Below are 23,675 nucleotides of genomic sequence, written 5' to 3' on the forward strand. Positions count from 1 at the left end.
GGGCGTACGCCGATCAGTGGCCGGCGACGTCCCAGTTGTCACCGCGACCGATCTGCACGTCGAGGGGCACCGACAGCTGTGCGGCATCGCCCATGCGGGTGCGCACGATGTGCTCGGCGGCATCCCACTCTCCCGGCGCCACTTCGATCACGAGCTCGTCGTGGATCTGCAGCAGCACGCGCGACCCCAGTTGCTGCGCGGCGAAGTCGTCGTGGATGTGGAAGAGGGCGATCTTCATGATGTCGGCCGCACTGCCCTGGATCGGCGCGTTGAGGGCGGCTCGCTCGGCGTTCTCACGCAGAACCCGGTTAGGGCTGGCGAGGTCGGGGAACGGGCGCCGCCGGCCGAAGATCGTCTCGGTGTAGCCGTCGATCCGCGCCTGCTCGACCGACGAGCGCAGGTAGTCGCGCACCGCACCGAAGCGCGCGAAGTACTCCATCATGAGCTGCTTCGCCTCGGACTGCTCGATGCGCAGCTGCTTCGACAGGCCGAACGCCGAGAGCCCGTAGACGAGGCCGTACGACATCGCCTTGACCTTCGTGCGCATCGCCGCGGTCACGTCTTCCGGGGCGACGCCGAAGACGCGTGAGCCGACGAAGCGGTGCGTGTCTTCTCCGGAGTTGAAGGCCTCGATGAGGCCCGGATCCTCGGAGAGATGCGCCATGATGCGCATCTCGATCTGCGAGTAGTCGGCGGTGAGCAGCGTCTCGTAGCCCTCGCCGACGGTGAAGGCCGAGCGGATGCGGCGGCTCTCCTCTGTGCGGATCGGGATGTTCTGCAGGTTCGGGTCGGTGCTCGAGAGTCGGCCGGTCTGGCTTCCGGTCTGCACGTAGGTGGTGTGGATGCGGCCGTCGGCGCCGCTCGTGCGGTCGCCGCCGATGGCGCTGTCGAGCGACTCGATGATCTGCCGCAGCTTCGTCGCCTCGCGGTGCTGGAGCAGCAGGTCGAGGAACGGATGAGGGTTCGTCTCCTGCAGATCGGCGAGGACCGCGGCATCCGTCGAGTAGCCGGTCTTGGTCTTGCGCGTCTTCGGCAGCTGCAGCTCTTCGAAGAGCACCTCCTGCAGCTGCTTCGGCGAGCCGAGGTTCACCTCACGGCCGATCGCGGCGTACGCCTCCTGCGCGAGTGCGTCGGCGCGGGCGCCGAGCTCGCCGGAGAACTGCGACAGCGTCGCGTGAGACACGGCGACGCCCGCGAGCTCCATGTCGGCGAGGGTGTGCAGTGTCGGCAGCTCGATGTCGGTGAGGACGGCGCCCACGCTCTCGGGGAGCTCGGCGCGGACGGCGGTCACGACGCGCATCAGGTACCACGACAGCTGACCCGTCGTCGCGCCCTCGGTCTCGGGCACGAGCTGCGTCGGGTCGGACTCGGGCAGCTTCTCGTCGAGGTAGCGGTCGACGAGATCGGCCAGCGTCTTGTCGGGGAAGCTCGGGCGCAAGAGCCACCCGGCGAGGATCACGTCGAACGCGAGTCCGCCGAGGCGCAGGCCGGCCCGTCGCAGGGCCTTCACCTGCGGCTTCGCGTCCGCGAGGACCTTGGGGGCGTCGGAGGTGATCCACGGCCCGATGGCCGTCGCCAGTTCGGTGGTCCACGAGGCCTCGGCCGCCGCATCTTTCGTGGCGACGCCGATGCGCGCCGGGAGGCCGCCCTCGACCGTGATCGTCACGCCGAGCTCACCGGTCGCGCCCTCGAGCCACGCGGCGAATTCCGCGGGCGCGAGCTCCTTGGCGACGGGTGCGAGCTCGGCGGCCGCCGACGTGACCGCGGCCATCTGCTGCTCGATGCCGGCGAGCTCCGCCACGCGTGGGATGAGGGTCTTGAACTCGAGGCGGGAGAAGATGTCGCGCACCGCCTGCGCGTCCATCGGCTGCACCTCGAGGTCGTCGGGGCCGAGCGGCAGGTCGACGTCGGTCAGGAGGCGATTGAGCCGTCGGTTGCGACGGACGTCCTCGATGTGTTCGCGCAGGTTGCCCCCGACGACGCCCTTGATCGAGTCGGCGCCCTCGAGCAGCGCATCGAGCGAGCCGAACTGAGTGAGCCACTTCACGGCGGTCTTCTCGCCGACCTTCGGGACGCCGGGCAGGTTGTCGCTCGTCTCGCCCACGAGCGCCGCGATGTCGGGGTACTGCTCGGGCGGCACGCCGTAGCGCTCGATGACGGCGTCGCGGTCGTACCGCTTGAGCTGCGAGACCCCCTGCACGTTCGGATACAGGAGCGTGATGTCATCGTTCACCAGCTGGATCGTGTCGCGGTCGCCCGAGCACACGAGCACCCGGAACCCCTGCGACGCGCCCTGCGTGGCGAGCGTCGCGAGGATGTCGTCGGCCTCGATGTCTTCCTGCTGGAGCACCTGGATGCTCATCGCCGCGAGGCAGTCCTGCAGGAGCGGGATCTGCCCCTTGAACTCGGACGGCGTCTCGGAGCGGTTGGCCTTGTACTCGGTGTACTCGCGGGTGCGGAAGGACTGCCGCGAGGTGTCGAAAGCCACCGCGAGGTGCGTCGGCTTCTCCGCCTTGATCAGGTTGATCAGCATCGCGAGGAACCCGTAGATCCCGTTCGTGTGCTGGCCGTCCTTCGTCGAGAAGTTGTCGACGGGAAGGGCGTAGAAGGCCCGATATGCCAGCGAATGGCCGTCGACGACGAGAAGGGTAGGCTTTGCGGAGTCCGTCACCCTGCAAGCCTAGTCAGGGCCGGCGACACCCGATCTCCCGCCCCGCACCCCCGAAGGCGACGCATGCCCGAGCACTCCCCCTCCCCCGTCGACGGCCTCGCGTGGGCGGCGAATCGCGGCATGGGCGCCCTCGCCGAGAAGATGGGCATCGTCTTCACCGAGTTCTCCGTCGAGCGCGCCGTGGCCACGATGCCGGTCGAGGGCAACACCCAGCCGGTGGGGCTGCTGCACGGCGGCGCGTACGTCGTGCTGGGCGAATCACTGGGCTCGATGGCGGCGAACCTCTACGCGGGCCCCGGCCGCCTCGCGGTCGGCGTCGACATCAACGCCACGCACACGCGCTCCGCGACGACGGGCATCGTCACGGGCGTCTGCACGCCCGTGCACCTCGGTCGCACGCTCGCGGTCCACGAGATCGTCGTCACCGACGAGGACGGCCGCCGGTGCTCGACCGTGCGCATCACGAACCACATCAAGGACCTGCCGCCCGTCTGAATCCGGGCGGGAATGAGAGAAGCGGATGCCTCGTGACGAGGCATCCGCTTCCGACGTGGGTCGTTGCGCTTGTCGAAACGGTCAGCCCTTCTTGGGCGCCAACTGCTCGATGATCGCCTTCGCGACGTCCTGCATGGTGAGCCGGCGGTCCATCGACGCCTTCTGGATCCAGCGGAACGCCTCGGGCTCGCTGAGGCCCATCTTCTCGTTGAGGAGACCCTTCGCGCGGTCGACCAGCTTGCGGGTCTCGAAGCGCTCGACCATGTCGGCGACCTCGGCCTCGAGCGTGATGATCTGCTCGTAGCGCGCCAGTGCGATCTCGATGGCGGGCAGCAGGTCGTTCGGGGTGAAGGGCTTCACGACGTACGCGAGAGCGCCGGCCTCGCTCGCACGCTCGACGAGCTCCTTCTGGCTGAAGGCGGTCAGCAGCACGACCGGGGCGATGTGGTTCTTGCTGAGCTTCTCGGCGGCCGAGATGCCGTCCAGCTGCGGCATCTTGACGTCCATGATCACGAGGTCGGGACGCAGCTCGGTGGCCAGGGCCACCGCGGTCTCTCCGTCTCCGGCTTCTCCGACGACGTCGAATCCGTTGTCGCGGAGGATCTCGACGATGTCGAGCCGGATGAGCGACTCGTCTTCGGCGACCACGACGCGGCGGGGGGTGGATGCCGTCGATGCGGCGGTCTGCTCCTGCTCAGTCACCATTGAATCCTACGGTATCGTCAAACGCGGACGCGCGGCACGGCGCGCGGGCCGGTGTGGCGGAATGGCAGACGCGACCGACTCAAACTCGGTTGCCCGCAAGGGCGTGTGGGTTCGACTCCCACCACCGGCACTCCCCGACTTCTCTCAGAGCGGATGCCTCGATTCGAGGCATCCGCTCTTCTCGTTCTCCGCTCCCCCGAAGAATTTTGGTATTCGGTGTTGCTAAGTACTGGTACCTAGTGTTACTTTCTACTGGTAGTCAACAACACTGAGTAGTCAGAAGGAGGTGCGCCATGGGCAAGCAGGAGACCGAGATGCTCAAGGGCACGCTCGAGGGAATCGTGCTCGCGATCCTCTCCGGCCGTCCCGCCTACGGGTACGAGATCACCTCGTGGCTGCGGGACCAGGGCTTCTCCGACATCGCCGAGGGCACGGTCTACGCCCTGCTGGTCAGGGTCGAGCAGCGCGGCCTCGTCGACGTCGAGAAGGTCCCGTCGGAGAAGGGGCCGCCGCGCAAGGTGTACTCCCTCAACGCGCAGGGCCGCGAGCAGCTCGCGGAGTTCTGGAGGACCTGGAGCTTCCTCGCAGAACGCATCGAACAGCTCCACCGCGAACACGCAGACAGCACCGCCAACCCCCAGGAAGAGGACTGATCATGGCCGCCAAGTGGTACGAAGTCGTCACCGGCTCGCTCGAGCAGAAGAAGCAGTACCGCCAGTACAAGGCGCGCATCGAAGCGCTGCCCGAGCCCTACCGCGGCGCCGCCAAGGCGCTGGACCGGTACTTCATGACCGTCGGCGGAATGACCGACGGCGTCACGATGATGCAGATGCTCGGCGACTCCGCCGATCTCTGGGAGCGCGCGGCAGCCGACGGCACCCCCGTGCGCGACATCGTCGGCGAGGACGCCTCGGCGTTCGCCGAGGAGTTCACCGCCGCCTACTCCGGCAAGCAGTGGATCGACAAGGAGCGCGCCCGCCTCAACAAGGCGATCGACGACGCAGAACGAGGAGACCAGAAATGACCACCGACACCGCCATCCAGGTCCAGGGGCTCGAGAAGTCCTATAAGGACCTGCATGTGCTGCGCGGCGTCGACTTCGACGTGGCACGGGGCAGCATCTTCGCGCTGCTCGGCTCGAACGGCGCGGGCAAGACCACGGTCGTCCGCATCCTTTCGACGCTGCTGAAGCCGGATGCCGGCACCGCCGCGATCGCGGGGTTCGACGTCACCGCCCAGGCCCAGAAGGTGCGCCAGACGATCAGCCTCACCGGCCAGTTCGCCGCGGTGGACGAGGTGCTGAGCGGGCGCGAGAACCTCGTGCTCATCTCGCGGCTGCGCCACCTGCCCGATCCGGGTGGGATCGCCGACGCCCTCCTCGACCGCTTCTCGCTGACGGATGCCGGCTCCCGCAAGGTGTCGACGTACTCCGGCGGCATGCGGCGTCGGCTCGACATCGCGATGAGCCTCATCGGCGACCCGCCGGTGATCTTCCTCGACGAGCCCACGACCGGCCTCGACCCCGCGGCGCGCCTCGAGGTCTGGGACGCCGTCCGGGAGCTGGCGCGGGGCGGCACGACCGTGCTGCTGACCACGCAGTACCTCGAAGAGGCGGAGCAGCTCGCCGACCGCATCGCGATCCTCCACAAGGGCCGGATCATCGTCGACGGGACCCTCGAGGAGCTCAAGAAGCTCCTGCCGCCGGCGGAGGTGGAGTACGTCGAGAAGCAGCCGAGCCTCGAGGACGTCTTCTTCGCCCTCACCGGCGAGGAGCAGACCGCAGAACCCGGCGACGCCGCCGACGCCTCCGGGCGAAAGGGCCCCGCCACGACACGGAAGGAAGGACGATGACCACGCACATCATCGGCGACACCGCCGTTCTCACCAGCCGGTCGCTGCGGCACATCCTCCGCAGCCCCGACACCATCATCACCACGGCGGTCACCCCGATCGCGCTGATGCTGCTGTTCGTCTATGTGTTCAGCGGGGCGATCGACACCGGCGGGGCGAAGGGGTCGTACATCGACTACATGCTCCCCGGGATCCTGCTCATCACGATCGCGTCGGGCATCGCCTACACCGCGTACCGGCTGTTCCTGGACATGCAGAGCGGCATCTTCGAGCGGTTCCAGTCGCTGCCGATCGCGCGGTCGGGAGTGCTGTGGGCGCACGTGCTGACGTCGCTCGTCTCGATCCTCGTCTCGCTGGCCCTCGTCATCGGCGTGGCTCTGCTGATGGGGTTCCGCACCGGCGCGAGCTTCGGGGCCTGGATGGGGGTGATCGGCATGCTGGTGCTGTTCACGCTCGCGCTCACATGGCTCGCGGTGATCCCGGGCCTCACCGCGAAGACGGTGGACGGAGCGAGCGCGTTCTCGTACCCGCTCATCTTCCTGCCGTTCATCAGCTCGGCGTTCGTCCCGACCGAGAGCATGCCGGGCCCGGTGCAGTGGTTCGCCGAGAACCAGCCGGTGACCTCGATCGTCGACTCGATGCGGGCGCTGTTCGCCGGCGACCCGGTCGGCACCGACATCTGGGTCGCCATGGCATGGCTGGTCGGCATCCTCGTCGTCGCGTACATCGCGTCGATGGCGATCTACCGCAAGAAGATCAGCTGACGCCGACACACCGATACACAGCGCAAGAGCGGATGCCTCGAATTCGAGGCATCCGCTCTTGCGCTGTGCATGGGCTAAGCGCCGAAGTACTGGTTGCCGAGCGCCTTGCTCTTGAGGGCGTCGAACTCGCCCTGCGAGATCGCTCCGGCGTCGAGGAGCGCCTTCGCCTGTGCGATGTCCTCTGCGGGACTCGACGACGCAGACGGACGGTAGTCGTCCGACTCGGCCACCACTCCCCCGCGCGCGGCCTGTGCTCGCGTGGCCATGCCCTTTCCGCGGGCGATGATGTAGATCAGGGCAGTGAGGAACGGCACGAAGACGAGGGCGATGATCCACAGCGCCTTGAGCCAGCCGTTGAGGTCGTCATCGCGGAACAGGTCCGTGATGATCACGATCACCACGTACAGGTACGCGATGAAGTAGAAGCTCCACAGCAGGAACCACCAGAAGTCACCGAAGAACATCGGCGTCACACCTTTCTCGAAAAAGCCGTACGGCTGCGACCACAGTAGTGGTCGCAGCCGTACGGATGAGGGACATGTCAGTCCCGTGTCTTGTAGATCGGCGCCTTGCCGTGCACCGCGTCGCCCACCTTGTGGATGCGGATGTCGTTCGTGGAGCCGATGATTCCGGGAGGGGATCCCGAGATCACGACGACCTTGTCGCCGACCTTCGCGAGCTCGTTCGACAGCAGGTAGTCGTCGACCTGGATGAACATCAGGTCGGTGTGCGCGACGTGCTCGACCAGCGTCGACTGCACGCCCCAGGTGAGGGCCATGCGGCGACGGATCGCCGGCTCGGGGGCGAACCCGATCATGGGGATGCGGGGGCGCAGCCGAGACATGCGGCGCGCGGTGTCGCCCGACTCCGTGAAGATGCAGAGGAACTTGGCGTCGACGAACTCGGCGACCTCCATGGCCGCCAGCGTGATCGCGCCACCCTGCGTGCGGGGCTTGGTCGTGAGCGGCTGGATGCGGTCCAGGCCGTGCTCCTCGGTCGAGTCCACGATGCGCGCCATGGTCTCGACGACCACGACCGGGTACTTGCCGACGCTGGTCTCGCCCGAGAGCATGACCGCGTCCGCGCCGTCGAGGACGGCATTGGCGACGTCGCTCGTCTCGGCGCGCGTCGGCACCGGGTTCTCGATCATCGACTCGAGCATCTGCGTCGCGACGATGACGGGCTTCGCCATGCGGCGGCAGAGCTCGACCGCGCGCTTCTGCACGATCGGCACCGCTTCGAGGGGCAGCTCGACGCCGAGGTCGCCGCGGGCGACCATGATGCCGTCGAACGCGTCGATGATCTCCTCGAGGTTGTCGACGGCCTGCGGCTTCTCGATCTTGGCGATGACGGGCACGTGGCGCCCCTCCTCCGCCATGATGACGTGCACGCGCTGCACGTCCTTCGCGTCGCGCACGAACGACAGGGCGATGATGTCGGCCCCGGCGCGCAGACCCCAGCGGAGGTCGGCCTCGTCCTTCTCGGACAGCGCGGGGACGTTGACCGCGACGCCGGGCAGGTTGATGCCCTTGTTGTTCGAGACCGGGCCCGCGACGATCACCTTGGTGGTGACCACGGTGCCGTCGGTCTCGACGACCTCGACGCGGACCTTGCCGTCGTCGATGAGGAGGAAGTCACCGGGCTTGACGTCGTTCGGGAGGCCCTTGAACGTCGTGCCCACGATCTCTTTGGTGCCGAGGATGTCTTCGGTGGTGATCTTGAAGATGTCGCCGACCGCCAGCTCGTGCGGTCCGTTCTCGAATTTGCCGAGACGGATCTTCGGACCCTGGAGGTCGACGAGGATCGCGACCGCCCGTCCGGCGTCGTCGGCGGCCTTGCGCACGTTGGCGAAGTTGTTGTCGTGGACCGAATAGTCCCCGTGGCTCAGATTGAAGCGGGCGACGTCGACGCCGGCATCGATGATCGCGCGGACCATCTCATACGACGACGTGGCGGGCCCCAGGGTGGCGACGATCTTGGCGCGTCTCATCCGTGGTTTTCTCCGGGTGGGTTGAAGGTGGCGAGTGCCTCGGCCAGCCTACGCGGGCTGCAGGCCGATGGCGACATCGGTGGGGCGGACCGGAGCGGGCAGCTGGGTCTCACCCATGAGGAAACGGTCGACGCTGGCTGCGGCGGCGCGTCCTTCGGCGATCGCCCACACGATGAGCGACTGGCCGCGGCCGGCGTCGCCGGCCACGAACACGCCCGGGGCGGTCGTCTGGTAGTCGTCCTCGCGGCGGACGTTCCCCCGCTCGGTGAAGCGGGCGCCGAGCTGGTCCTCGAGCAGAGCCCGCTCCGGGCCGGTGAAACCCATCGCGATCAGCACGAGATCGGCGGGGATCTCGCGCTCGGTGCCGCTCTTGGGCACACGGCGGCCGTCGACGAACTCGGTCTCGGCGACGCGCAGGGCACGCACCTCTCCGGCGTCGTTTCCGAGGAACTCGACGGTCGAGGCGAGGTAGGCACGCTCGCCGCCCTCTTCGTGCGCGGACTGCACTTCGAACACCGTGGCGTCCATCGGCCATGGCTGGTGCTCGGGACGCTCGCCCGGAGGGCGGCGGCCGATCGCGAGGTTGGTCACGCTCAGCGCACCGTGACGGTGCGCCGTGCCGATGCAGTCGGCACCGGTGTCGCCGCCGCCGATGACGACGACGTGCTTGCCCTCGGCCGTGATCTGGTTGGCCACCGCGTCGCCCGCGACGGCCTTGTTCGACTCGACGAGGTACTCCATCGCGAAGTGCACGCCGGCGAGATCGCGTCCGGGGATCGCGAGCTCGCGCGGCACGGTGGCGCCGGTGGCGATGACGACCGCGTCGTACCGCGCGCGGAGGTCGGCCCAGGAGATGTCCTTGCCGATCTCCACCCCTGCGCGGAAGCGGGTGCCCTCGTCCTGCATCTGGCGCAGACGCGACTCGAGGTGCTTCTTCTCCATCTTGAAGTCCGGGATGCCGTAGCGCAGGAGGCCGCCGATGCGGTCGTCGCGCTCGAACACGGCGACCGTGTGGCCGGCGCGCGTGAGCTGCTGCGCGGCCGCGAGGCCGGCGGGCCCCGAGCCGACGACGGCGACCGTCTTGCCGGTGAGGCGTCCCGGGGGCTCCGGCTCGATCCAGCCGTTCGCGAACGCCTCGTCGACGATGGAGACCTCGACCTGCTTGATCGTCACGGCCGGCTGGTTGATGCCGAGCACGCAGGAGCTCTCGCACGGCGCGGGGCACAGCCGCCCGGTGAACTCCGGGAAGTTGTTCGTCGCGTGCAGACGCTCGCTGGCGGCGCGGCCCTCGCCGCGCCACGTCAGGTCGTTCCACTCCGGGATCAGGTTGCCGAGCGGGCAGCCCTTATGGCAGAACGGCACACCGCAGTCCATGCAGCGCCCGGCCTGCCGGCGCAGCACCGCCGCGTCGCCCGGCTCATAGACCTCTTTCCAGTCCATGATGCGCACCGGCACCGGCCGCCGCGGGGGCAGCTCGCGCTCGGTGACCTTCAGAAAGCCCTTCGGGTCAGCCACCCGTCACCTCCAGGATGCGGTTCCAGACGACGTCGCCGTCGGGGTCGAGCCCCTCGGCGACAGCCTCCTGGCGGGTCTGCAGCACCGCGGCGTAGTCGCGCGGCAGGACCCGGACGAAGTTCGCCAGCTCGGCCTCGAAGTCGTCGAGGAGAGCCTGGGCGAGAGTCGATTCGGTTTCGGCGACGTGCTGTTCGAGCAGGTCGCGGAGGATCTCGGCGTCGCCGGAACCCAGCTCGCCGAGCTCGAGCTCGCCGGACGCGAGCGCCTCGCGGTTCACGAGCTTGCGGTCGAGCCTGTACACGTAGGCGGTACCGCCCGACATGCCCGCGCCGAGGTTGCGCCCGGTCGCACCGAGGATGACCGCGAGACCGCCGGTCATGTACTCGAGCGCGTGGTCGCCCACGCCCTCGACCACCGCGGTGGCGCCGGAGTTGCGGACGAAGAAGCGCTCGCCCACGACGCCGCGCAGGAACATGGTCCCGAGCGTCGCGCCGTAGCCGATCACGTTGCCCGCGATGACGTTCTTCGACGCGTCGAACGTGGCGCCGCGCGGCGGGCGGACGACGATCTGCCCGCCCGAGAGGCCCTTGCCGACGTAGTCGTTGGAGTCGCCCTCGAGGCGCAGCGTGATGCCCGCGGGCATGAACGCGCCGAAGGACTGGCCCGCCGAACCCGTGAGGTTGACGACGATGCTCCCCGACCGCAGGCCGTTCTCGCCCCGTGCCCGGGTCACGTGGTGACCCAGGAGCGTCCCGACGGCGCGCTCGGTGTTGCGGATCGGCAGATCGATCGTGACCTCGCCGCCGTTCGCGATGACGTCCTGCGCGCGCTCGATGAGGCCGACGTCGAAGTGCTCGTCGAGCTCGTGCAGCTGCGCGGTGGTGTTGCGGCGCGGCTCGTCCTCGGCGAAGACCGGACCGTCGAGCACCGGGCCGAGGTCCAGGCCGTTCGCCTTCCAGTGCGAGACCGCCCCGTCGACGTCGAGCAGGTCGCTGCGGCCGATCGCCTCGTCGAGCGAGCGGAGGCCGAGCGCCGCGAGGTACTCGCGCACCTCTTCGGCGATGAACTCCATGAAGTTCACGACGAACTCGGGCTTTCCGTTGAAGCGCTCCCGCAGGACCGGGTTCTGCGTCGCGACGCCCACGGGGCACGTGTCGAGGTGGCAGACCCGCATCATGATGCAGCCCGAGACCACGAGCGGCGCCGTGGCGAAGCCGAATTCCTCTGCGCCCAGCAGCGCGCCGATGATGACGTCGCGGCCGGTCTTGAGCTGGCCGTCGACCTGCACGACGACGCGGTCGCGCATGCCGTTGAGCATGAGCGTCTGCTGCGTCTCGGCGAGTCCGAGCTCCCACGGGGTGCCCGCATGCTTCAGCGAGTTCAGGGGGCTCGCGCCGGTGCCGCCGTCGTGGCCCGACACCAGGATGACGTCGGCCAGCGCCTTGGCGGTGCCGGCGGCGACTGCGCCGATGCCCGACTGGCTCACGAGCTTCACGTGCACCCGCGCACCGGGGTTGGCGCGCTTGAGGTCGAAGATCAGCTGCTTGAGGTCTTCGATCGAGTAGATGTCGTGGTGCGGCGGCGGCGAGATGAGGCCCACGCCGGCGGTGGCGTGACGCGTGCGCGCGACCCACGGGTACACCTTGGTCGGCGGCAGCTGACCGCCCTCGCCGGGCTTGGCGCCCTGCGCGAGCTTGATCTGGATGTCGTCGGCCTCGGTCAGGTACAGGCTCGTGACACCGAAGCGGCCCGATGCGACCTGCTTGATGGAGCTGCGCCGCTCGGGGTCGAGCAGGCGGTCGACGTCCTCACCGCCCTCACCCGTGTTCGACTTGCCGCCGATGCGGTTCATCGCGATGGCGAGCGTCTCGTGGGCCTCGCGCGAGATCGAGCCGTAGCTCATGGCGCCCGTCGAGAAGCGCTTGACGATCGACGCGACCGACTCGACCTCGTCGATCGGCACGGGCGTGCGGCCCTCGGTCTTGAGCGCGAACAGGCCGCGCAGCGTCTTCAGCTCGTTCGCCTGGTCGTCGACGAGCTTCGTGTACTCGCGGAAGATGTCGTAACGGCGCGTGCGCGTCGAGTGCTGCAGGCGGAACACCGTGTCGGGGTTGAACAGGTGCGGCGACCCGTCGCGGCGCCACTGGTATTCGCCACCCGTCCAGAGCCGCTCGTGCGCCCGGACCGCGGCATCCTCCGGGTACGCGTACGCGTGCCGGGCGGCGTTCTCGGCGGCGATGACGTCGAGTCCGACGCCCCCGAGCTTCGACTCGGTGCCGGTGAAGTAGGTGTCGACGAAGTCCTGCGACAGGCCCACGGCCTCGAACACCTGCGCGCCCGCGTACGACGACACCGTCGAGATGCCCATCTTCGACATGATCTTGAGCACGCCCTTGCCGAGCGCATAGATCAGGTTCTTGACGGCCTTCTCGGGCGCGATGCCGGTGATGAAGCCGGCGCGCACCAGATACTCGACGGTCTCCATCGCCAGGTACGGATTGACGGCGGATGCCCCGTACCCGATGAGCGTCGCGATGTGGTGCACCTCGCGCACGTCGCCGGCCTCGACCACGAGACCGCACTTCATGCGGGTCTGCTTGCGGATGAGGTGGTGGTGCACGGCCGCGAGCATGAGCAGCGACGGGATCGGCGCGAGGTCCTTGTTGGAGTCGCGGTCCGACAGCACGATGAACTCGGCGCCGTCCTCGATCGCCTGGTCGACCTCCTGGCACATCTGCTCGAGGCGCTTCTTCATGCCCTTGTGGCCGGCCTCGACGCGGTACAGGCCGCGGATCGTGACCGACGTGCGACCCGGGAGCGCCGTGTCGATGTGCTGGATCTTCGCGAGCTCGTCGTTGTCGATCACCGGGAAGTCGAGCGTCACGACGCGCGTGTGCTCGGGTCCCCACTCGAGGAGGTTGCGCTCGGGGCCGAGACCCAGGCCGAGCGACGTGACGACCTCTTCGCGGATGGAGTCCAGCGGCGGGTTGGTCACCTGCGCGAACTGCTGCGTGAAGTAGTCGAACAGCAGGCGCGGGCGCTCGCTCAGGACGGCGACGGGCGTGTCGGAGCCCATCGCGCCGAGCGGCTCGGCGCCGGTCTGGCCCATCGGCGTGAGGAGGATCTTGACCTCTTCCTCGGTGTAGCCGAACGTGCGCTGACGCCGGGTGATCGAGGCGATGGGGTGCACGATGTGCTCGCGCTCCGGGAGGTCGGCGAGGCGCACGCGGCCCGCGTCGAGCCACTCCTGCCACGGCTCCTGGTCTGCGAGCTGGGCCTTGATCTCGTCGTCCTCGATGATGCGGCGCTCGGCCGTGTCGACGAGGAACATGCGGCCGGGGCGCAGGCGGCCGCGGCGCTTGATGCGCTCGGGCTCGAAGTCGAGCACACCGGTCTCGCTGCCGATCACGATGAGGCCGTCGGTGGTCTCGGTCCAGCGACCGGGGCGCAGACCGTTGCGGTCGAGCGTGGCGCCGACGAGCGTGCCGTCGGTGAAGATCAGCGCGGCGGGGCCGTCCCACGGCTCCATCTGCATCGAGTGGAACTCGTAGAACGCCCGCAGCTTCGGGTCGATGTCGGCCTGCTTCTCGTAGGCCTCGGGGACCATCATCATGATGGCGTGCGGGAGGCTCCGGCCCGTGAGCGTGAGGAGCTCGAGCACCTCGTCGAACGAGGCCGAGTCGCTGGCGCCGGTGGTGCAGATCGGCAGCAGCGGCTGGATGTCGCCCAGCAGCTCGGACTCGAGCTGCGACTGGCGCGCGCGCATCCAGTTGCGATTGCCGTTGACGGTGTTGATCTCGCCGTTGTGCGCGAGCATGCGCAGCGGCTGCGCGAGAGGCCACGACGGGAACGTGTTGGTCGAGTAGCGCGAGTGCACGACCGCGAGCTCGGAGGCGAAGCGCTCGTCCTGCAGGTCGGGGTAGAACGGCTCGAGCTGGAGCGTCGTGACCATGCCCTTGTAGCCGAGCGTGCGCGACGACAGCGAGACGAAGTACGCGTCGAGCTCGGTCCGCGCGCGAGCCCGCAGTCGGTACGCGCGGCGGTCGAGGGCGATGCCCGACAGCGCGGCGCGCTCGCCCGACGCGGGGTGCGAGATGAAGAGCTGCTCGAAGACCGGGCGCGCCTCGAAGGCCAGCTTGCCCAGGTTCTCGTCGGAGGTCGGGACGTCGCGCCACCCGAGAACTGTCAGACCCTCGGATGCTGCGATCCGCTCGATCCCGCTCTTCTGGGTCTCGCGGGCCTCGGCGTCGCGCGGCAGGAACACGAGGCCTGCGGCGTACTCCCCCACGGGCGGAAGGTCGAAGCCGGCCACGGCGCGCAGGAACGCGTCGGGCATCTGCGTCAGGATGCCCGCGCCGTCGCCGGTGCCGGCGTCGGAGCCGATGGCACCGCGGTGCTCGAGGTTGCGCAGGGCGGTGAGGGCCAGATCGATGATGTCGTGGCCGGCCTCACCCCGGAGCGTGGCCACCATGGCCAGGCCGCAGGCGTCCTTCTCGAAGGCAGGGTTGTACATCCCCTGCTTCTGAGGGAATCCGGCGCGGCCGGACGAAGCGGGGAAGTTCGCCTCCGCAGAGGCGACGGAACGGGGGCTCGAAGCCATACCTACCGTCCTCACGTTGATAGTCAAGATGGGACGACGTCGGCCCTGGGCGCGCTCTTCGGGGGGAGAGCAGCGTTACTTGTTGGCAGGAGTGCTTGTGGCGCTGGCCCCTTCGGCCTCGGACGTCGGGGGTTCGCTGACGTCGACGAAGTCGTCGGTGTCCTGCGATTGTACAGCCTGTCCGGCCTTCCACTCGCGGCCGGACACATAGGGCGACGGCTCGAGGCCGGGGTGACGGCGCTTCTGCACGAAGAAGATGGCGAGACCGATCACGACGCCGAAGATGGCCGCCCAGACGTTGGTGCGCAGGCCCAGGAAGATGTCGCTCGGGTCGATGCGGATCGATTCCCACACGATGCGGCCGGCGCTGTACCAGACGAGGTACAGGCCGAAGAGGCGTCCCCACTGCAGGGTGAAGCGGCGCCCCACCCACACGAGGAAGAGCACGCCGAGCGTGTTCCAGATGACCTCGTACAGGAACGTCGGGTGGAAGAGCGTGCCCTCGGGCAGGCCTATCGGCCACGCCGGGTTCGGGTAATCGATCTCCAGGCCCCACGGCACGTCGGTGGGCAGGCCGAACAGCTCCTGGTTGAACCAGTTGCCGAGACGGCCGATCGCCTGCGCGAGGAGGAGACCGGGGGCCAGGGCGTCGGCGAACGTCCAGAAGCGGATGCCGGTCCACCGGCAGCCGAGCCACGCACCGACGGCGCCGCCGATGAGCGCGCCGTAGATGGCGATGCCCCCCTCCCAGATGAACAGCGCCGACCAGGGGTTCGCGCCCTCGCCGAAGTAGAAGTTCCAATGCGTGAGCACGTGGTAGATGCGCGCCGTGATGATCGCGAGCGGCACGGCGAGGAGGGCGATGTCGATGACGACCCACGGCTCGGCGCCGCGCTTGGTGAGGCGGGCGTTGGTCCACAGCACCGCGACGATGATGCCCGTGATGATGCACAGCGCGTAGATGTGGATCCGCAGGGGGCCGATGTCGAAGTAGCTGATCGACGGGCTCGGGATGCTGGCGACGACGCTCGCGGCGGCGTTGATCATGGGAGAACCGTGTCCTTGCTGGATCCGTGCTGGGGGTCGCGGCGGTGGCCGCCGACCTCAGAAGTCTAGTTCGCGCCGCGGGCGGTGCCCGCGGCGAGGCTGCGCGCGGTCTCGGCGAGACCGTCGAGGCCGCCGTCGCGCAGCGCGCGCACGAGCGCGGTGCCGACGATCGCGCCGTCGGCGTACTCGAGCACACCTGCGACCTGCTCGGCGTTCGAGATGCCGATGCCGACGCACGCGTGCTCGACCCCGTGCTCGCGCAGGCGGGCGACGAGCGTGCGGGCCGCAGCATCCAACTGCGCGCGCTCGCCCGTGATGCCCATGGTCGAGACCGTGTAGACGAAGCCGGTGGAGTTCCGGGCGATGAGCTCGAGACGCTCGTCGGTGGAGGTCGGCGCGGCGAGGAACACGCGGTCGAGGCCGGTGCGCTCGCTGGCGGCGATCCACTCGGGTGCCGCCTCGGGCGTGATGTCGGGCGTGATGAGCCCTGCTCCCCCGGCGGCGAGCAGGTCGTCGGCGTAGCGGTCGACGCCGTACTGGAGCACCGGGTTCCAGTACGTCATGACGAGCACGGGGATGTCGACGCGACGCGTGATCTCGCGCACGGCCGTGAATGTGTCGCGCAGTCGGAAACCGCCGGCCAGAGCCGCCTGCGTCGCCTCCTGGATGACCGTGCCGTCCATCACCGGGTCGGAGTACGGCGGGCCGAGCTCGAGGATGTCGGCGCCGTTCTCAGCCAGTGCGACGGCGGCGTCGATGCTCGCCTTCAGGTCGGGGAAACCCAGCGGGAGATAGCCGACGAACGCACCGCGACCCTCCGCGCGAGCGGCGTCGATCGCGGCGGCGACGCGCGAGGTCATAGCTTCTCCCCTTCGCCGTGGGCGGCGTCGTCGTGCGGCGCGGAGGCGGCGGCCGCGGCATCCGTGCCCTTGTCGTACAGGTCGAAGTACCGCGCGGCGGTGTCCATGTCCTTGTCGCCGCGGCCCGACAGGCACACCGCGAGGATGGCGTCCGGTCCGAGTTCGCGGCCGATGCGCAGCGCCCCGGCGAGGGCGTGGGCCGATTCGATCGCCGGGATGATGCCCTCGGTCTCGGAGAGCAGGCGCAGCGCCTGCATCGCCTCGTCGTCGGTCGCGGGGATGTACTCGGCGCGGCCGATCGATGCGAGCCACGCGTGCTCGGGGCCGACGCCCGGGTAGTCGAGGCCAGCCGAGATCGAGTGCGACTCGATGGTCTGGCCGTCCTCGTCCTGCAGCACGAAGGTCTTCGCGCCGTGCAGCACGCCGGGGCGTCCGCGCTCGATCGAGGCGGCGTGACGCGGCGTGTCCACGCCGTCACCGGCGGCTTCGACGCCGTAGAGCTTGACGCCGTCGTCGTCGAGGAACGCGTCGAACATGCCGATGGCGTTCGAGCCGCCGCCGACGCACGCGAGGACGGCGTCCGGCAGGCGACCGGCCTCGTCGAGGAGCTGTGCGCGCGCCTCTTCGGAGATGACCTTCTGGAAGTCGCGGACCATCGCGGGGAACGGGTGCGGACCCGCCGCGGTGCCGAAGATGTAGTTCGTCGTCTCGACGCTCGCGACCCAGTCGCGGTAGGCGTCGTTGATCGCATCCTTGAGAGTGCGCGAGCCGGTCGTGACGGGGATCACCTCGGCGCCGAGCAGGCGCATGCGGGCGACGTTGAGCGCCTGGCGCTCGGTGTCGACCTCGCCCATGTAGATCGTGCACTCGAAGCCGAAGAGCGCTGCGGCAGTGGCCGTCGCGACGCCGTGCTGGCCGGCGCCGGTCTCGGCGATGACGCGCGTCTTGCCGAGGCGCTTCGTGAGCAGCGCCTGGCCGAGCACGTTGTTGATCTTGTGCGAGCCGGTGTGGTTGAGGTCCTCGCGCTTGAGGAAGACGCGTGCCCCGCCGGCGTGTTCGGCGAACCGGGCGACCTCGGTGATCGGCGACGGGCGACCGGCGTACGAGTGCAGCAGCCGCACGAACTCGGCCTGGAACGCCGGATCGGCCTTCGCGGCCTCGTACTCCGTCGTCAGCTCGTCGATCGCGGCGATGAGGGACTCGGGCATGTATCGCCCGCCGAACTCGCCGAACAGGGGCCCGGGAGCCTCACGAAGACTCATGCGCCTGCCTCCAGGAATGCGCGCAGGGTGGACACGGGATCGTTCGTGACGAGGGCCTCGCCCACGAGCACGACGTCCGCGCCGTCACGACGGTAGTGGGCGACGTCCTCGGGTGCGAGCACGGCCGACTCGGCGATCTTGATCGCCCCGGCCGGGATGCGCTCGGCGAGTCGGCCGAAGAGGTCGCGGTCGAGCTGGAAGGTCGACAGATCGCGGGCGTTGACCCCGATGAGCTGCGCCCCGAGGTCGACGGCGCGGTCGACCTCGTCGGCGGAGTGGGTCTCGACGAGGGCCGTCATGCCCAGCTCGCGCGTGAACGCGTAGAGGCGGGCGAGCACGTCCTGCTCGAGCGCGGCGACGATCAGGAGCGCCAGGTCGGCACCAGCCGCACGGGCCTCGAGCAGCTGGTACTCGGTCGCGATGAAGTCCTTCCGCAGCACGGGGAGAGACACCGCGGCCTTCACCGCCTCGAGGTCGGCGAGGCTGCCCTTGAACTTGCGTCCCTCCGTGAGGACCGAGATCGCCGACGCGCCGCCCTCTTCGTAGCGACGGGCCTGGAGGGCCGGATCGGGGATGGTGGCGAGGTCGCCGCGCGACGGGCTCGCGCGCTTGACCTCGGCGATGATCTTCACGCGGTCGGAAGGAGCGAGCGAGGCGAGGACGTCGAGAGCGGGACGCTGCGCGAGAGCAGCGGACTCCACCTGTGCCAGGGGACGCACCGAGGCGCGTGCCTCGGCATCCTCCACCGCGCCGGCCGTGAGGTCGGCGAGCATGCTCAGTGCTCTTTCGCCGCGACCTTGGAGCCGCCGACGCCGTAGCCGGCGCGCTTCATGATCCAGCCGACGAGAAGGCCGATCACCAGGAGGACCGCCGACGCCCACACGAAGATCGGCATGTCGAGGAAGAAGAAGAAGGTGCCGATCGAGACCGCGATGAGCATGATCACGACGGCCGTCCAGGCTGCGGGCGAGTGTCCGTGGCCGGGGTCGCCGATGTTGTTGCTCATGGATATCTCCTCGTGGAACCTGGGCGGGATGCCGCCAGTCTAGCGGTCAGGCGGTCGGATCCTCGCCACGCGACAGGTCGTCCCAGTCGTCGATGGCGCGCGATCCGGCGGCGTCGTGGGGGCGTGAGCCGTCGCCGGCGCGCGCGGGTGATCCGGAGGCAGAAGGGGCCTTCGCCGCCTCGTCGGTGCGGTAGCGCCGGCCCGTGCGCGACCAGGAGTGCGCCGTGGCGAGCACGAAGACGCCCGCCGCGATGAGCACCGCCCACACCACCAGGGTGACCGCGGGCCATGCGGTCGCATCGATCGAGGCGACGAGCTTCGCGACCGACTCCTCGCCCGCGATGCCCGTCGACTCGGTGACGACCGACGCGACGGCGGAGACCGGATGCTCGAACACGACGCGGGCGGTCAGCCAGGCGAGCACGGCACCGACGAAGAACGCCAGCACGCCGAAGACATAGCGCAGCACCAGCCCGACGATCGACAGCGCGGCGCCGAGCGCGAGCACGGCGAGGCTCAGCGGCGCCAGCACCGGCACCGCCGAGGCGCCCGGCACATCGAGGACGTGCTGGGCGGCGTCCTGGAGTTCCACCGTGAGCCAGGTCTGCGTCGACGAGATCACGCCGAGCGCGCCGCACAGCACGATGACGACGACGGAGAGCAGTCGCGCCCTGCGGATCACGCGACCGGCTCCGGGCCGCGGACGGCGCCGAGATCGCGCCCGTCGAAGCACGTGCGGGTGCCGGTGTGGCAGGCGGCGCCGATCTGATCGACCTCGACGAGGATCGTGTCGCCGTCGCAGTCGAGGCTCGCTCCGCGCACGAGCTGGATGTGGCCGGAGGTGTCGCCCTTGCGCCAGTACTCCTGCCGCGAGCGCGACCAGAACGTGACGCGGCCCTCCGTGAGCGTGCGGCGGAGGGCCTCGGCATCCATCCATCCGAGCATCAGGACCTCGCGCGTGTCCCATTGCTGGATGACGGCGGCGACGAGGCCGTCGCTGTTGAAGGTGACGCGCGCGATGCGCTCGTCGAGCGTCTCGGTCATACCGTCACCTCCCGCACGGCGATGCCCTGGGCCCGCATGGCGGCCTTCACGTCGCCGACCGTGAGCTGGCCGGAGTGGAAGACGGATGCGGCGAGCACGGCGTCCGCGCCGGCCTCGATCGCGGGGCCGAAATCCTCGGCACGGCCCGCGCCGCCCGACGCGATCACGGGCACGCTGGCCACCTCGCGCATCAGGGAGACGAGCTCGAGATCGAAGCCCTGCTTGGTGCCGTCGGCGTCGATGGAGTTCACGAGGAGCTCCCCCGCGCCGCGTTCGATCGCCTCGCGCGCCCATTCGAGCGCATCAAGGGTCGTCTCGGTGCGGCCGCCGTGCGTGGTGACGACGAAGCCGGAGTCGGTCGCGGGCGAACGCTTGACGTCGAGCGACAGCACGAGCACCTGTGCCCCGAAGCGGTCCGCGATCTCGTCCAGCAGGGGCGGACGCGCGATCGCGGCGGAGTTCACGCCGATCTTGTCGGCGCCCACCGACAGCAGCCGGGCGACGTCGTCGGCCGAGCGCACTCCCCCGCCCACCGTGAGCGGGATGAAGACCTCTTCGGCCGTGCGCCGGACGACGTCGTACGTCGTCGAGCGTTCGTCGACCGTCGCGGTGACGTCGAGGAAGGTGATCTCGTCAGCGCCCTGGCGGAAGTACTCCCGCGCGAGCTCGACCGGGTCGCCCATGTCGCGCAGGTTCTGGAAGTTCACGCCCTTGACGACGCGGCCGGCGGCGACGTCGAGGCACGGGATGACGCGGCAGACCAGGCTCATCAGAGTCTCGCGTTGTGGATCGCGGTCACGAGGATCGCGCGGGCGCCGATCGCGTACAGCGCGTCCATGACCTGGTTCACGCCCTTGCGGGCGACCATCACGCGCACCGCGACCCACGCCGGGTCGCGCAGCGGCGCGATCGTCGGCGACTCGATGCCCGGAGCGATCTTGACCGCGTCGTCGACGAGGTCGGCGGGCAGGTCGTAGTCCACCATGACGTAGCGTCGGGCGACCATGACGCCGCGCAGGCGCCGCAGCAGCGTGTCGGTGCCCTCCGCCTGGGTCGGCGAGGTGATCAGCACGGCCTCGGACTGCAGCAGCACGGGGCCGAAGATCTCCAGGCCCGCCTGGCGCAGCGTCGTGCCGGTCGACACGACGTCGGCGACGGCATCCGCCACTCCCAGGCGCACGGCCGATTCCACGGCGCCGTCGAGCGGCACCAGGTCGACGGCCACGCCGTGCTCGTCGAGGAACGCGTCGACCAGGCCCGGATAGGCGGTCGCGACGCGCGATCCGTTGAGGTCCTGCACGGACGTGAAGCGGCCGGGTGGGCCCGCGAAGCGGAACGTGGAGTCGCCGAAGCCGAGCGCCTCGATCTCGCGCGCGCCCGGCATGCGGGCGTCCAGCAGCAGATCGCGGCCGGTGATGCCGACGTCGAGTGCGCCCGAGCCGACGTACGTGGCGATGTCTTTCGGACGGAGGTAGAAGAACTCGACCTCGTTCTGGGGGTCGATGACGTGGAGGTCCTTGGGGTCGCGACGACCGATGTAGCCCGCCTCGTGGAGCATCTCGGAGGCGGTCTCGGCGAGCGAGCCCTTGTTCGGCACGGCGATTCGCAGCATGGCAGAGGGGCTTTCGGGTTCGAGGACGGGTGGCAGCGCGCGCTCAGAGATGTCGGTAGACGTCCTCGAGGCTCAGCCCCTTCGCGAGCATCAGCACCTGCAGGTGGTACAGCAGCTGCGAGATCTCCTCGGCTGCGGCATCCGTCGATTCGTACTCCGCCGCCATCCAGACCTCGGCGGCCTCCTCCACGATCTTCTTGCCGATCGCGTGGACGCCCGCGTCCAGCTGCGCGACGGTTCCCGATCCCTCGGGGCGCTCAACCGCTTTCGCGGCGAGCTCGGCGTACAGCGTGTCGAACGTCTTCACCATGCCAGGGTATCGAACCGAACGGATGCCTCGGCGCCGCGTGACGAGAGGCTCAGTGCCCGTGGTGCTCGGCGGCGGTGGCGCGCAGGCCCGCGATGGCGTTCGCGGGGTCGCTCGCGCCGAACACGGCGGAGCCGGCGACGAACGTGTCGGCGCCGGCCTCGGCGGCCTGCAGGATGGTCGACTCGCCGATGCCGCCGTCGACCTGCAGCCAGACCGACGATCCGCGACGGCGGGCCTCGTCGGCCAGGCGGCTGAGCTTCGGCAAGGTCTCGGGCATGAACGACTGGCCGCCGAAGCCAGGCTCGACGGTCATCACGAGGATCTGGTCGAAGTCGTCGAGGAGGTCGAACAGGCCCTCCACGGGGGTCGCGGGCTTGACCGCCACGCCGGCGCGCGCCCCGATGTCGCGGAGGCGGCGCGCGAGTGCCACCGGCTCCTTCGCGGCTTCGAGGTGGAAGGTGACAGACGCCGCCCCGAGCTCGGCGTAGCCGGGTGCCCAGCGATCAGGATTCGTGATCATGAGGTGCACGTCGAGGGGCACGGGGCTCGTCGCCTGGATGCGCTCGACCATCTGCGGGCCGAACGTCAGGTTGGGCACGAAGTGGTTGTCCATGACGTCGACGTGGACGAAGTCCGCCGACGCGATGCGTGCGAGTTCCGACTGCATGTTGACGAAGTCGGCGGCCAGGATGCTGGGGTTGATGCGGATGCCGGTCTGGCGGGCGGTGTCGTCGATCGGTGGCACGCGTCCATTATGGTCGAGCCGTGGATCCGATCACGGCGCTGCTGCACGACGTCCTCGAAGACATCCGCCCGCTCGACGGCGGCGCGCCGGCGGGCTACATCCCCGAACTCGCCGCCGCGGATCCCGAAAGGCTCGCGCTCGCGGTCGTCGGCCCACGCGGACGGGTTCGCGCCGTCGGCGACGTCACGCACGAGTTCACGATCCAGTCGATCTCGAAGCCGTTCGTGCTCGCGCTGGCCCTCGCGGACCGTGGCCGTGACGCGGTGCTGCGGAAGGTCGGCGTCGAGCCGAGCGGCGAGCCGTTCAATGCGATCAGCCTCGAACCCGGCACCGGGCGGCCGGCGAACCCGATGGTCAACGCCGGGGCGATCGCGACCTCCGCCCTCATCCCGGGCGACGGCGTCGACGACCGCATGACGCGTATCGTCGAGGGACTCTCCGCGTTCGCCGGGCGGTCGCTGTGGGTCGACGAGCAGGTGTACGCCTCGGAGTCGGCGACCGGCGATCGCAACCGCGCGCTGGCGCACCTGCTGCGCTCGCACGGGGTCATCGAGGGTTCGGTCGAGATCGCCGTCGAGACGTACTTCCGGCAGTGCTCGCTGCTCGTGACGGTGCGCGACCTCGCGGTCATGTCGGCCACCCTCGCGTTCGGCGGGCTCAACCCCGTCACCGGCGAGCGGGTCGTCTCCGAGGCGGTGGCCCGCGACGTGCTGTCGATCATGGCGAGCTGCGGAATGTACGACTACTCCGGCGAATGGCTGCTGCGCGTCGGCCTGCCGGCGAAGAGCGGCGTGAGCGGCGGTCTTCTCGCCGTCGCCCCGTCGCAGTTCGGCATCGCGGCCTTCAGTCCCCGGTTGGACGAGCACGGCAACTCGGTGCGCGCCATCGCCCTCCTCGAGACGCTCGGCGAGCGGTTCGGCATGCACCTGCTCGAGTCGCACGAGAGCGTCGCGGTGCCCGCGTTCACGGTCGAGGACACCGACCAGGGGCGCGTGCTGCGCCTGGCGGGCGAGCTCGGGCTCGCCGGCACCGAGCGTGTCGTCGCGGTGCTCCGAGAGATCGCCGAGGCTCTGCCAGAGGGCGCCGAGGTCATCGTCGACGCCCGAGACCTCGCGCGCGCCCACAGCGCCGCGCTGGTCGCGCTGCGGGTCGAGTTCGAGCAGATGCCCCACGGCATCCGTCTGCGGGAATGAGCTCG

At 69.5% G+C, this 23,675-nt stretch carries 23 protein-coding genes and 1 tRNA gene; 7 read left to right on the plus strand and 17 right to left on the minus strand.

The features are described 5' to 3' along the window. Positions 1-13 precede the first annotated feature (13 nt). Entirely contained in the window at positions 14-2,671 is a 2,658-nt protein-coding gene (gene polA / locus ACEYYH_RS09700; protein ID WP_374977970.1) for a DNA polymerase I, read from the minus strand. 63 nt (positions 2,672-2,734) lie between these two features. On the opposite strand from polA, the gene ACEYYH_RS09705 reads away from it, so the two are divergent. Further along, positions 2,735-3,166: a hotdog fold thioesterase gene (locus tag ACEYYH_RS09705; RefSeq protein WP_116193539.1), complete on the plus strand. Its 432-nt coding sequence runs from the start codon at positions 2,735-2,737 to the stop codon at positions 3,164-3,166. 81 nt (positions 3,167-3,247) lie between these two features. Here the strand turns inward: ACEYYH_RS09705 and ACEYYH_RS09710 are convergent, their stop codons facing one another. Next, positions 3,248-3,871 (minus strand): ANTAR domain-containing response regulator, encoded by a 624-nt coding sequence (locus ACEYYH_RS09710; protein ID WP_109209425.1) that lies wholly within the window; start codon positions 3,869-3,871, stop codon positions 3,248-3,250. A 47-nt stretch (positions 3,872-3,918) separates the two neighbouring features. Between ACEYYH_RS09710 and ACEYYH_RS09715 the strand changes: the two genes are divergently transcribed. From ACEYYH_RS09715 to ACEYYH_RS09735, 5 genes are all read left to right on the plus strand, one after another. After that, positions 3,919-4,001, plus strand: a tRNA-Leu gene (locus ACEYYH_RS09715). A gap of 163 nt (positions 4,002-4,164) precedes the next feature. After that, entirely contained in the window at positions 4,165-4,524 is a 360-nt protein-coding gene (locus tag ACEYYH_RS09720) for a PadR family transcriptional regulator (protein ID WP_374977971.1), read from the plus strand. Positions 4,525-4,526: 2 nt separating this feature from the next. Further along, positions 4,527-4,895, plus strand: a complete 369-nt coding sequence (locus tag ACEYYH_RS09725) for a DUF1048 domain-containing protein (protein ID WP_159844286.1) — start codon at positions 4,527-4,529, stop codon at positions 4,893-4,895. After that, positions 4,892-5,722 (plus strand): ABC transporter ATP-binding protein, encoded by an 831-nt coding sequence (locus ACEYYH_RS09730; protein ID WP_374977972.1) that lies wholly within the window; start codon positions 4,892-4,894, stop codon positions 5,720-5,722. The genes ACEYYH_RS09725 and ACEYYH_RS09730 overlap by 4 nt, the downstream gene beginning before the upstream one ends. Next, on the plus strand, positions 5,719-6,486 hold the full coding sequence (locus ACEYYH_RS09735; protein ID WP_116193536.1) for an ABC transporter permease: 768 nt from the start codon (positions 5,719-5,721) through the stop codon (positions 6,484-6,486). Before ACEYYH_RS09730 ends, ACEYYH_RS09735 begins: the two co-directional genes overlap by 4 nt. Before the next feature lie 74 nt (positions 6,487-6,560). Here ACEYYH_RS09735 and ACEYYH_RS09740 read toward each other — a convergent pair whose 3' ends face one another. The 15 genes from ACEYYH_RS09740 to rpe all read right to left on the minus strand — a co-directional run bounded on the left by ACEYYH_RS09740 (position 6,561) and on the right by rpe (position 22,477). Further along, positions 6,561-6,950, minus strand: coding sequence for an SHOCT domain-containing protein (locus ACEYYH_RS09740; protein ID WP_374977973.1), 390 nt, complete (start codon positions 6,948-6,950; stop codon positions 6,561-6,563). 77 nt (positions 6,951-7,027) lie between these two features. Continuing rightward, positions 7,028-8,476 (minus strand): pyruvate kinase, encoded by a 1,449-nt coding sequence (gene pyk, locus ACEYYH_RS09745; protein ID WP_374977974.1) that lies wholly within the window; start codon positions 8,474-8,476, stop codon positions 7,028-7,030. A gap of 48 nt (positions 8,477-8,524) precedes the next feature. Further along, the gene (locus tag ACEYYH_RS09750; RefSeq protein ID WP_374977975.1) at positions 8,525-9,991 is read right to left on the minus strand and encodes a glutamate synthase subunit beta; all 1,467 of its coding nucleotides are present in this window, start codon (positions 9,989-9,991) and stop codon (positions 8,525-8,527) included. After that, complete coding sequence (gene gltB, locus ACEYYH_RS09755; protein WP_374977976.1) at positions 9,984-14,591, minus strand: glutamate synthase large subunit; 4,608 nt, start codon at positions 14,589-14,591, stop codon at positions 9,984-9,986. Before gltB ends, ACEYYH_RS09750 begins: the two co-directional genes overlap by 8 nt. Before the next feature lie 75 nt (positions 14,592-14,666). Continuing rightward, the gene (gene lgt, locus ACEYYH_RS09760; RefSeq protein WP_374977977.1) at positions 14,667-15,638 is read right to left on the minus strand and encodes a prolipoprotein diacylglyceryl transferase; all 972 of its coding nucleotides are present in this window, start codon (positions 15,636-15,638) and stop codon (positions 14,667-14,669) included. A gap of 65 nt (positions 15,639-15,703) precedes the next feature. After that, positions 15,704-16,498: a tryptophan synthase subunit alpha gene (trpA, locus tag ACEYYH_RS09765; RefSeq protein WP_116193531.1), complete on the minus strand. Its 795-nt coding sequence runs from the start codon at positions 16,496-16,498 to the stop codon at positions 15,704-15,706. Beyond that, positions 16,495-17,760, minus strand: a complete 1,266-nt coding sequence (gene trpB / locus ACEYYH_RS09770) for a tryptophan synthase subunit beta (RefSeq protein ID WP_374977978.1) — start codon at positions 17,758-17,760, stop codon at positions 16,495-16,497. The genes trpA and trpB overlap by 4 nt, the downstream gene beginning before the upstream one ends. Then, positions 17,757-18,533, minus strand: coding sequence for an indole-3-glycerol phosphate synthase TrpC (gene trpC / locus ACEYYH_RS09775; protein WP_116193529.1), 777 nt, complete (start codon positions 18,531-18,533; stop codon positions 17,757-17,759). The genes trpB and trpC overlap by 4 nt, the downstream gene beginning before the upstream one ends. 2 nt (positions 18,534-18,535) lie before the next feature. Beyond that, positions 18,536-18,766, minus strand: a complete 231-nt coding sequence (locus ACEYYH_RS09780) for a DUF6704 family protein (RefSeq protein ID WP_116193528.1) — start codon at positions 18,764-18,766, stop codon at positions 18,536-18,538. Between the two features lie 46 nt (positions 18,767-18,812). Then, positions 18,813-19,448 carry a Trp biosynthesis-associated membrane protein gene (locus tag ACEYYH_RS09785; RefSeq protein ID WP_374977979.1) on the minus strand — a complete coding sequence of 212 codons (636 nt, stop codon included), beginning with the start codon at positions 19,446-19,448 and terminating at the stop codon, positions 18,813-18,815. After that, positions 19,445-19,810, minus strand: coding sequence for a phosphoribosyl-AMP cyclohydrolase (hisI, locus tag ACEYYH_RS09790; protein WP_374977980.1), 366 nt, complete (start codon positions 19,808-19,810; stop codon positions 19,445-19,447). The genes ACEYYH_RS09785 and hisI overlap by 4 nt, the downstream gene beginning before the upstream one ends. Further along, on the minus strand, positions 19,807-20,580 hold the full coding sequence (gene hisF / locus ACEYYH_RS09795; protein WP_374977981.1) for an imidazole glycerol phosphate synthase subunit HisF: 774 nt from the start codon (positions 20,578-20,580) through the stop codon (positions 19,807-19,809). Before hisF ends, hisI begins: the two co-directional genes overlap by 4 nt. Continuing rightward, entirely contained in the window at positions 20,580-21,422 is an 843-nt protein-coding gene (hisG, locus tag ACEYYH_RS09800; RefSeq protein ID WP_116193524.1) for an ATP phosphoribosyltransferase, read from the minus strand. The genes hisF and hisG overlap by 1 nt, the downstream gene beginning before the upstream one ends. A 43-nt stretch (positions 21,423-21,465) precedes the next feature. Continuing rightward, positions 21,466-21,729, minus strand: coding sequence for a phosphoribosyl-ATP diphosphatase (locus ACEYYH_RS09805; RefSeq protein WP_374977982.1), 264 nt, complete (start codon positions 21,727-21,729; stop codon positions 21,466-21,468). A 52-nt stretch (positions 21,730-21,781) separates the two neighbouring features. After that, complete coding sequence (gene rpe / locus ACEYYH_RS09810; protein WP_374977983.1) at positions 21,782-22,477, minus strand: ribulose-phosphate 3-epimerase; 696 nt, start codon at positions 22,475-22,477, stop codon at positions 21,782-21,784. A 20-nt stretch (positions 22,478-22,497) separates the two neighbouring features. Between rpe and glsA the strand changes: the two genes are divergently transcribed. Further along, complete coding sequence (gene glsA / locus ACEYYH_RS09815) at positions 22,498-23,670, plus strand: glutaminase A (protein WP_374977984.1); 1,173 nt, start codon at positions 22,498-22,500, stop codon at positions 23,668-23,670. Positions 23,671-23,675 lie beyond the last annotated feature (5 nt).

This window comes from Microbacterium trichothecenolyticum, from assembly GCF_041938625.1.
Taxonomy (GTDB): Bacteria; Actinomycetota; Actinomycetes; order Actinomycetales; family Microbacteriaceae; genus Microbacterium; species Microbacterium trichothecenolyticum_D.

Coding starts and splice junctions, on each gene's coding strand:
- gltB (WP_374977976.1), bottom strand. CDS start 14,591: ATGGCTTCGAGCCCCCGTTCCGTCGCCTCTGCGGAGGCGAACTTCCCC.
- ACEYYH_RS09725 (WP_159844286.1), top strand. CDS start 4,527: ATGGCCGCCAAGTGGTACGAAGTCGTCACCGGCTCGCTCGAGCAGAAG.
- ACEYYH_RS09740 (WP_374977973.1), bottom strand. CDS start 6,950: ATGTTCTTCGGTGACTTCTGGTGGTTCCTGCTGTGGAGCTTCTACTTC.
- hisF (WP_374977981.1), bottom strand. CDS start 20,580: ATGAGCCTGGTCTGCCGCGTCATCCCGTGCCTCGACGTCGCCGCCGGC.
- ACEYYH_RS09710 (WP_109209425.1), bottom strand. CDS start 3,871: ATGGTGACTGAGCAGGAGCAGACCGCCGCATCGACGGCATCCACCCCC.
- trpB (WP_374977978.1), bottom strand. CDS start 17,760: ATGAGTCTTCGTGAGGCTCCCGGGCCCCTGTTCGGCGAGTTCGGCGGG.
- ACEYYH_RS09730 (WP_374977972.1), top strand. CDS start 4,892: ATGACCACCGACACCGCCATCCAGGTCCAGGGGCTCGAGAAGTCCTAT.
- ACEYYH_RS09735 (WP_116193536.1), top strand. CDS start 5,719: ATGACCACGCACATCATCGGCGACACCGCCGTTCTCACCAGCCGGTCG.
- hisG (WP_116193524.1), bottom strand. CDS start 21,422: ATGCTGCGAATCGCCGTGCCGAACAAGGGCTCGCTCGCCGAGACCGCC.
- trpA (WP_116193531.1), bottom strand. CDS start 16,498: ATGACCTCGCGCGTCGCCGCCGCGATCGACGCCGCTCGCGCGGAGGGT.
- ACEYYH_RS09780 (WP_116193528.1), bottom strand. CDS start 18,766: ATGAGCAACAACATCGGCGACCCCGGCCACGGACACTCGCCCGCAGCC.
- trpC (WP_116193529.1), bottom strand. CDS start 18,533: ATGCTCGCCGACCTCACGGCCGGCGCGGTGGAGGATGCCGAGGCACGC.
- ACEYYH_RS09720 (WP_374977971.1), top strand. CDS start 4,165: ATGGGCAAGCAGGAGACCGAGATGCTCAAGGGCACGCTCGAGGGAATC.
- ACEYYH_RS09705 (WP_116193539.1), top strand. CDS start 2,735: ATGCCCGAGCACTCCCCCTCCCCCGTCGACGGCCTCGCGTGGGCGGCG.
- hisI (WP_374977980.1), bottom strand. CDS start 19,810: ATGACCGAGACGCTCGACGAGCGCATCGCGCGCGTCACCTTCAACAGC.
- lgt (WP_374977977.1), bottom strand. CDS start 15,638: ATGATCAACGCCGCCGCGAGCGTCGTCGCCAGCATCCCGAGCCCGTCG.
- pyk (WP_374977974.1), bottom strand. CDS start 8,476: ATGAGACGCGCCAAGATCGTCGCCACCCTGGGGCCCGCCACGTCGTCG.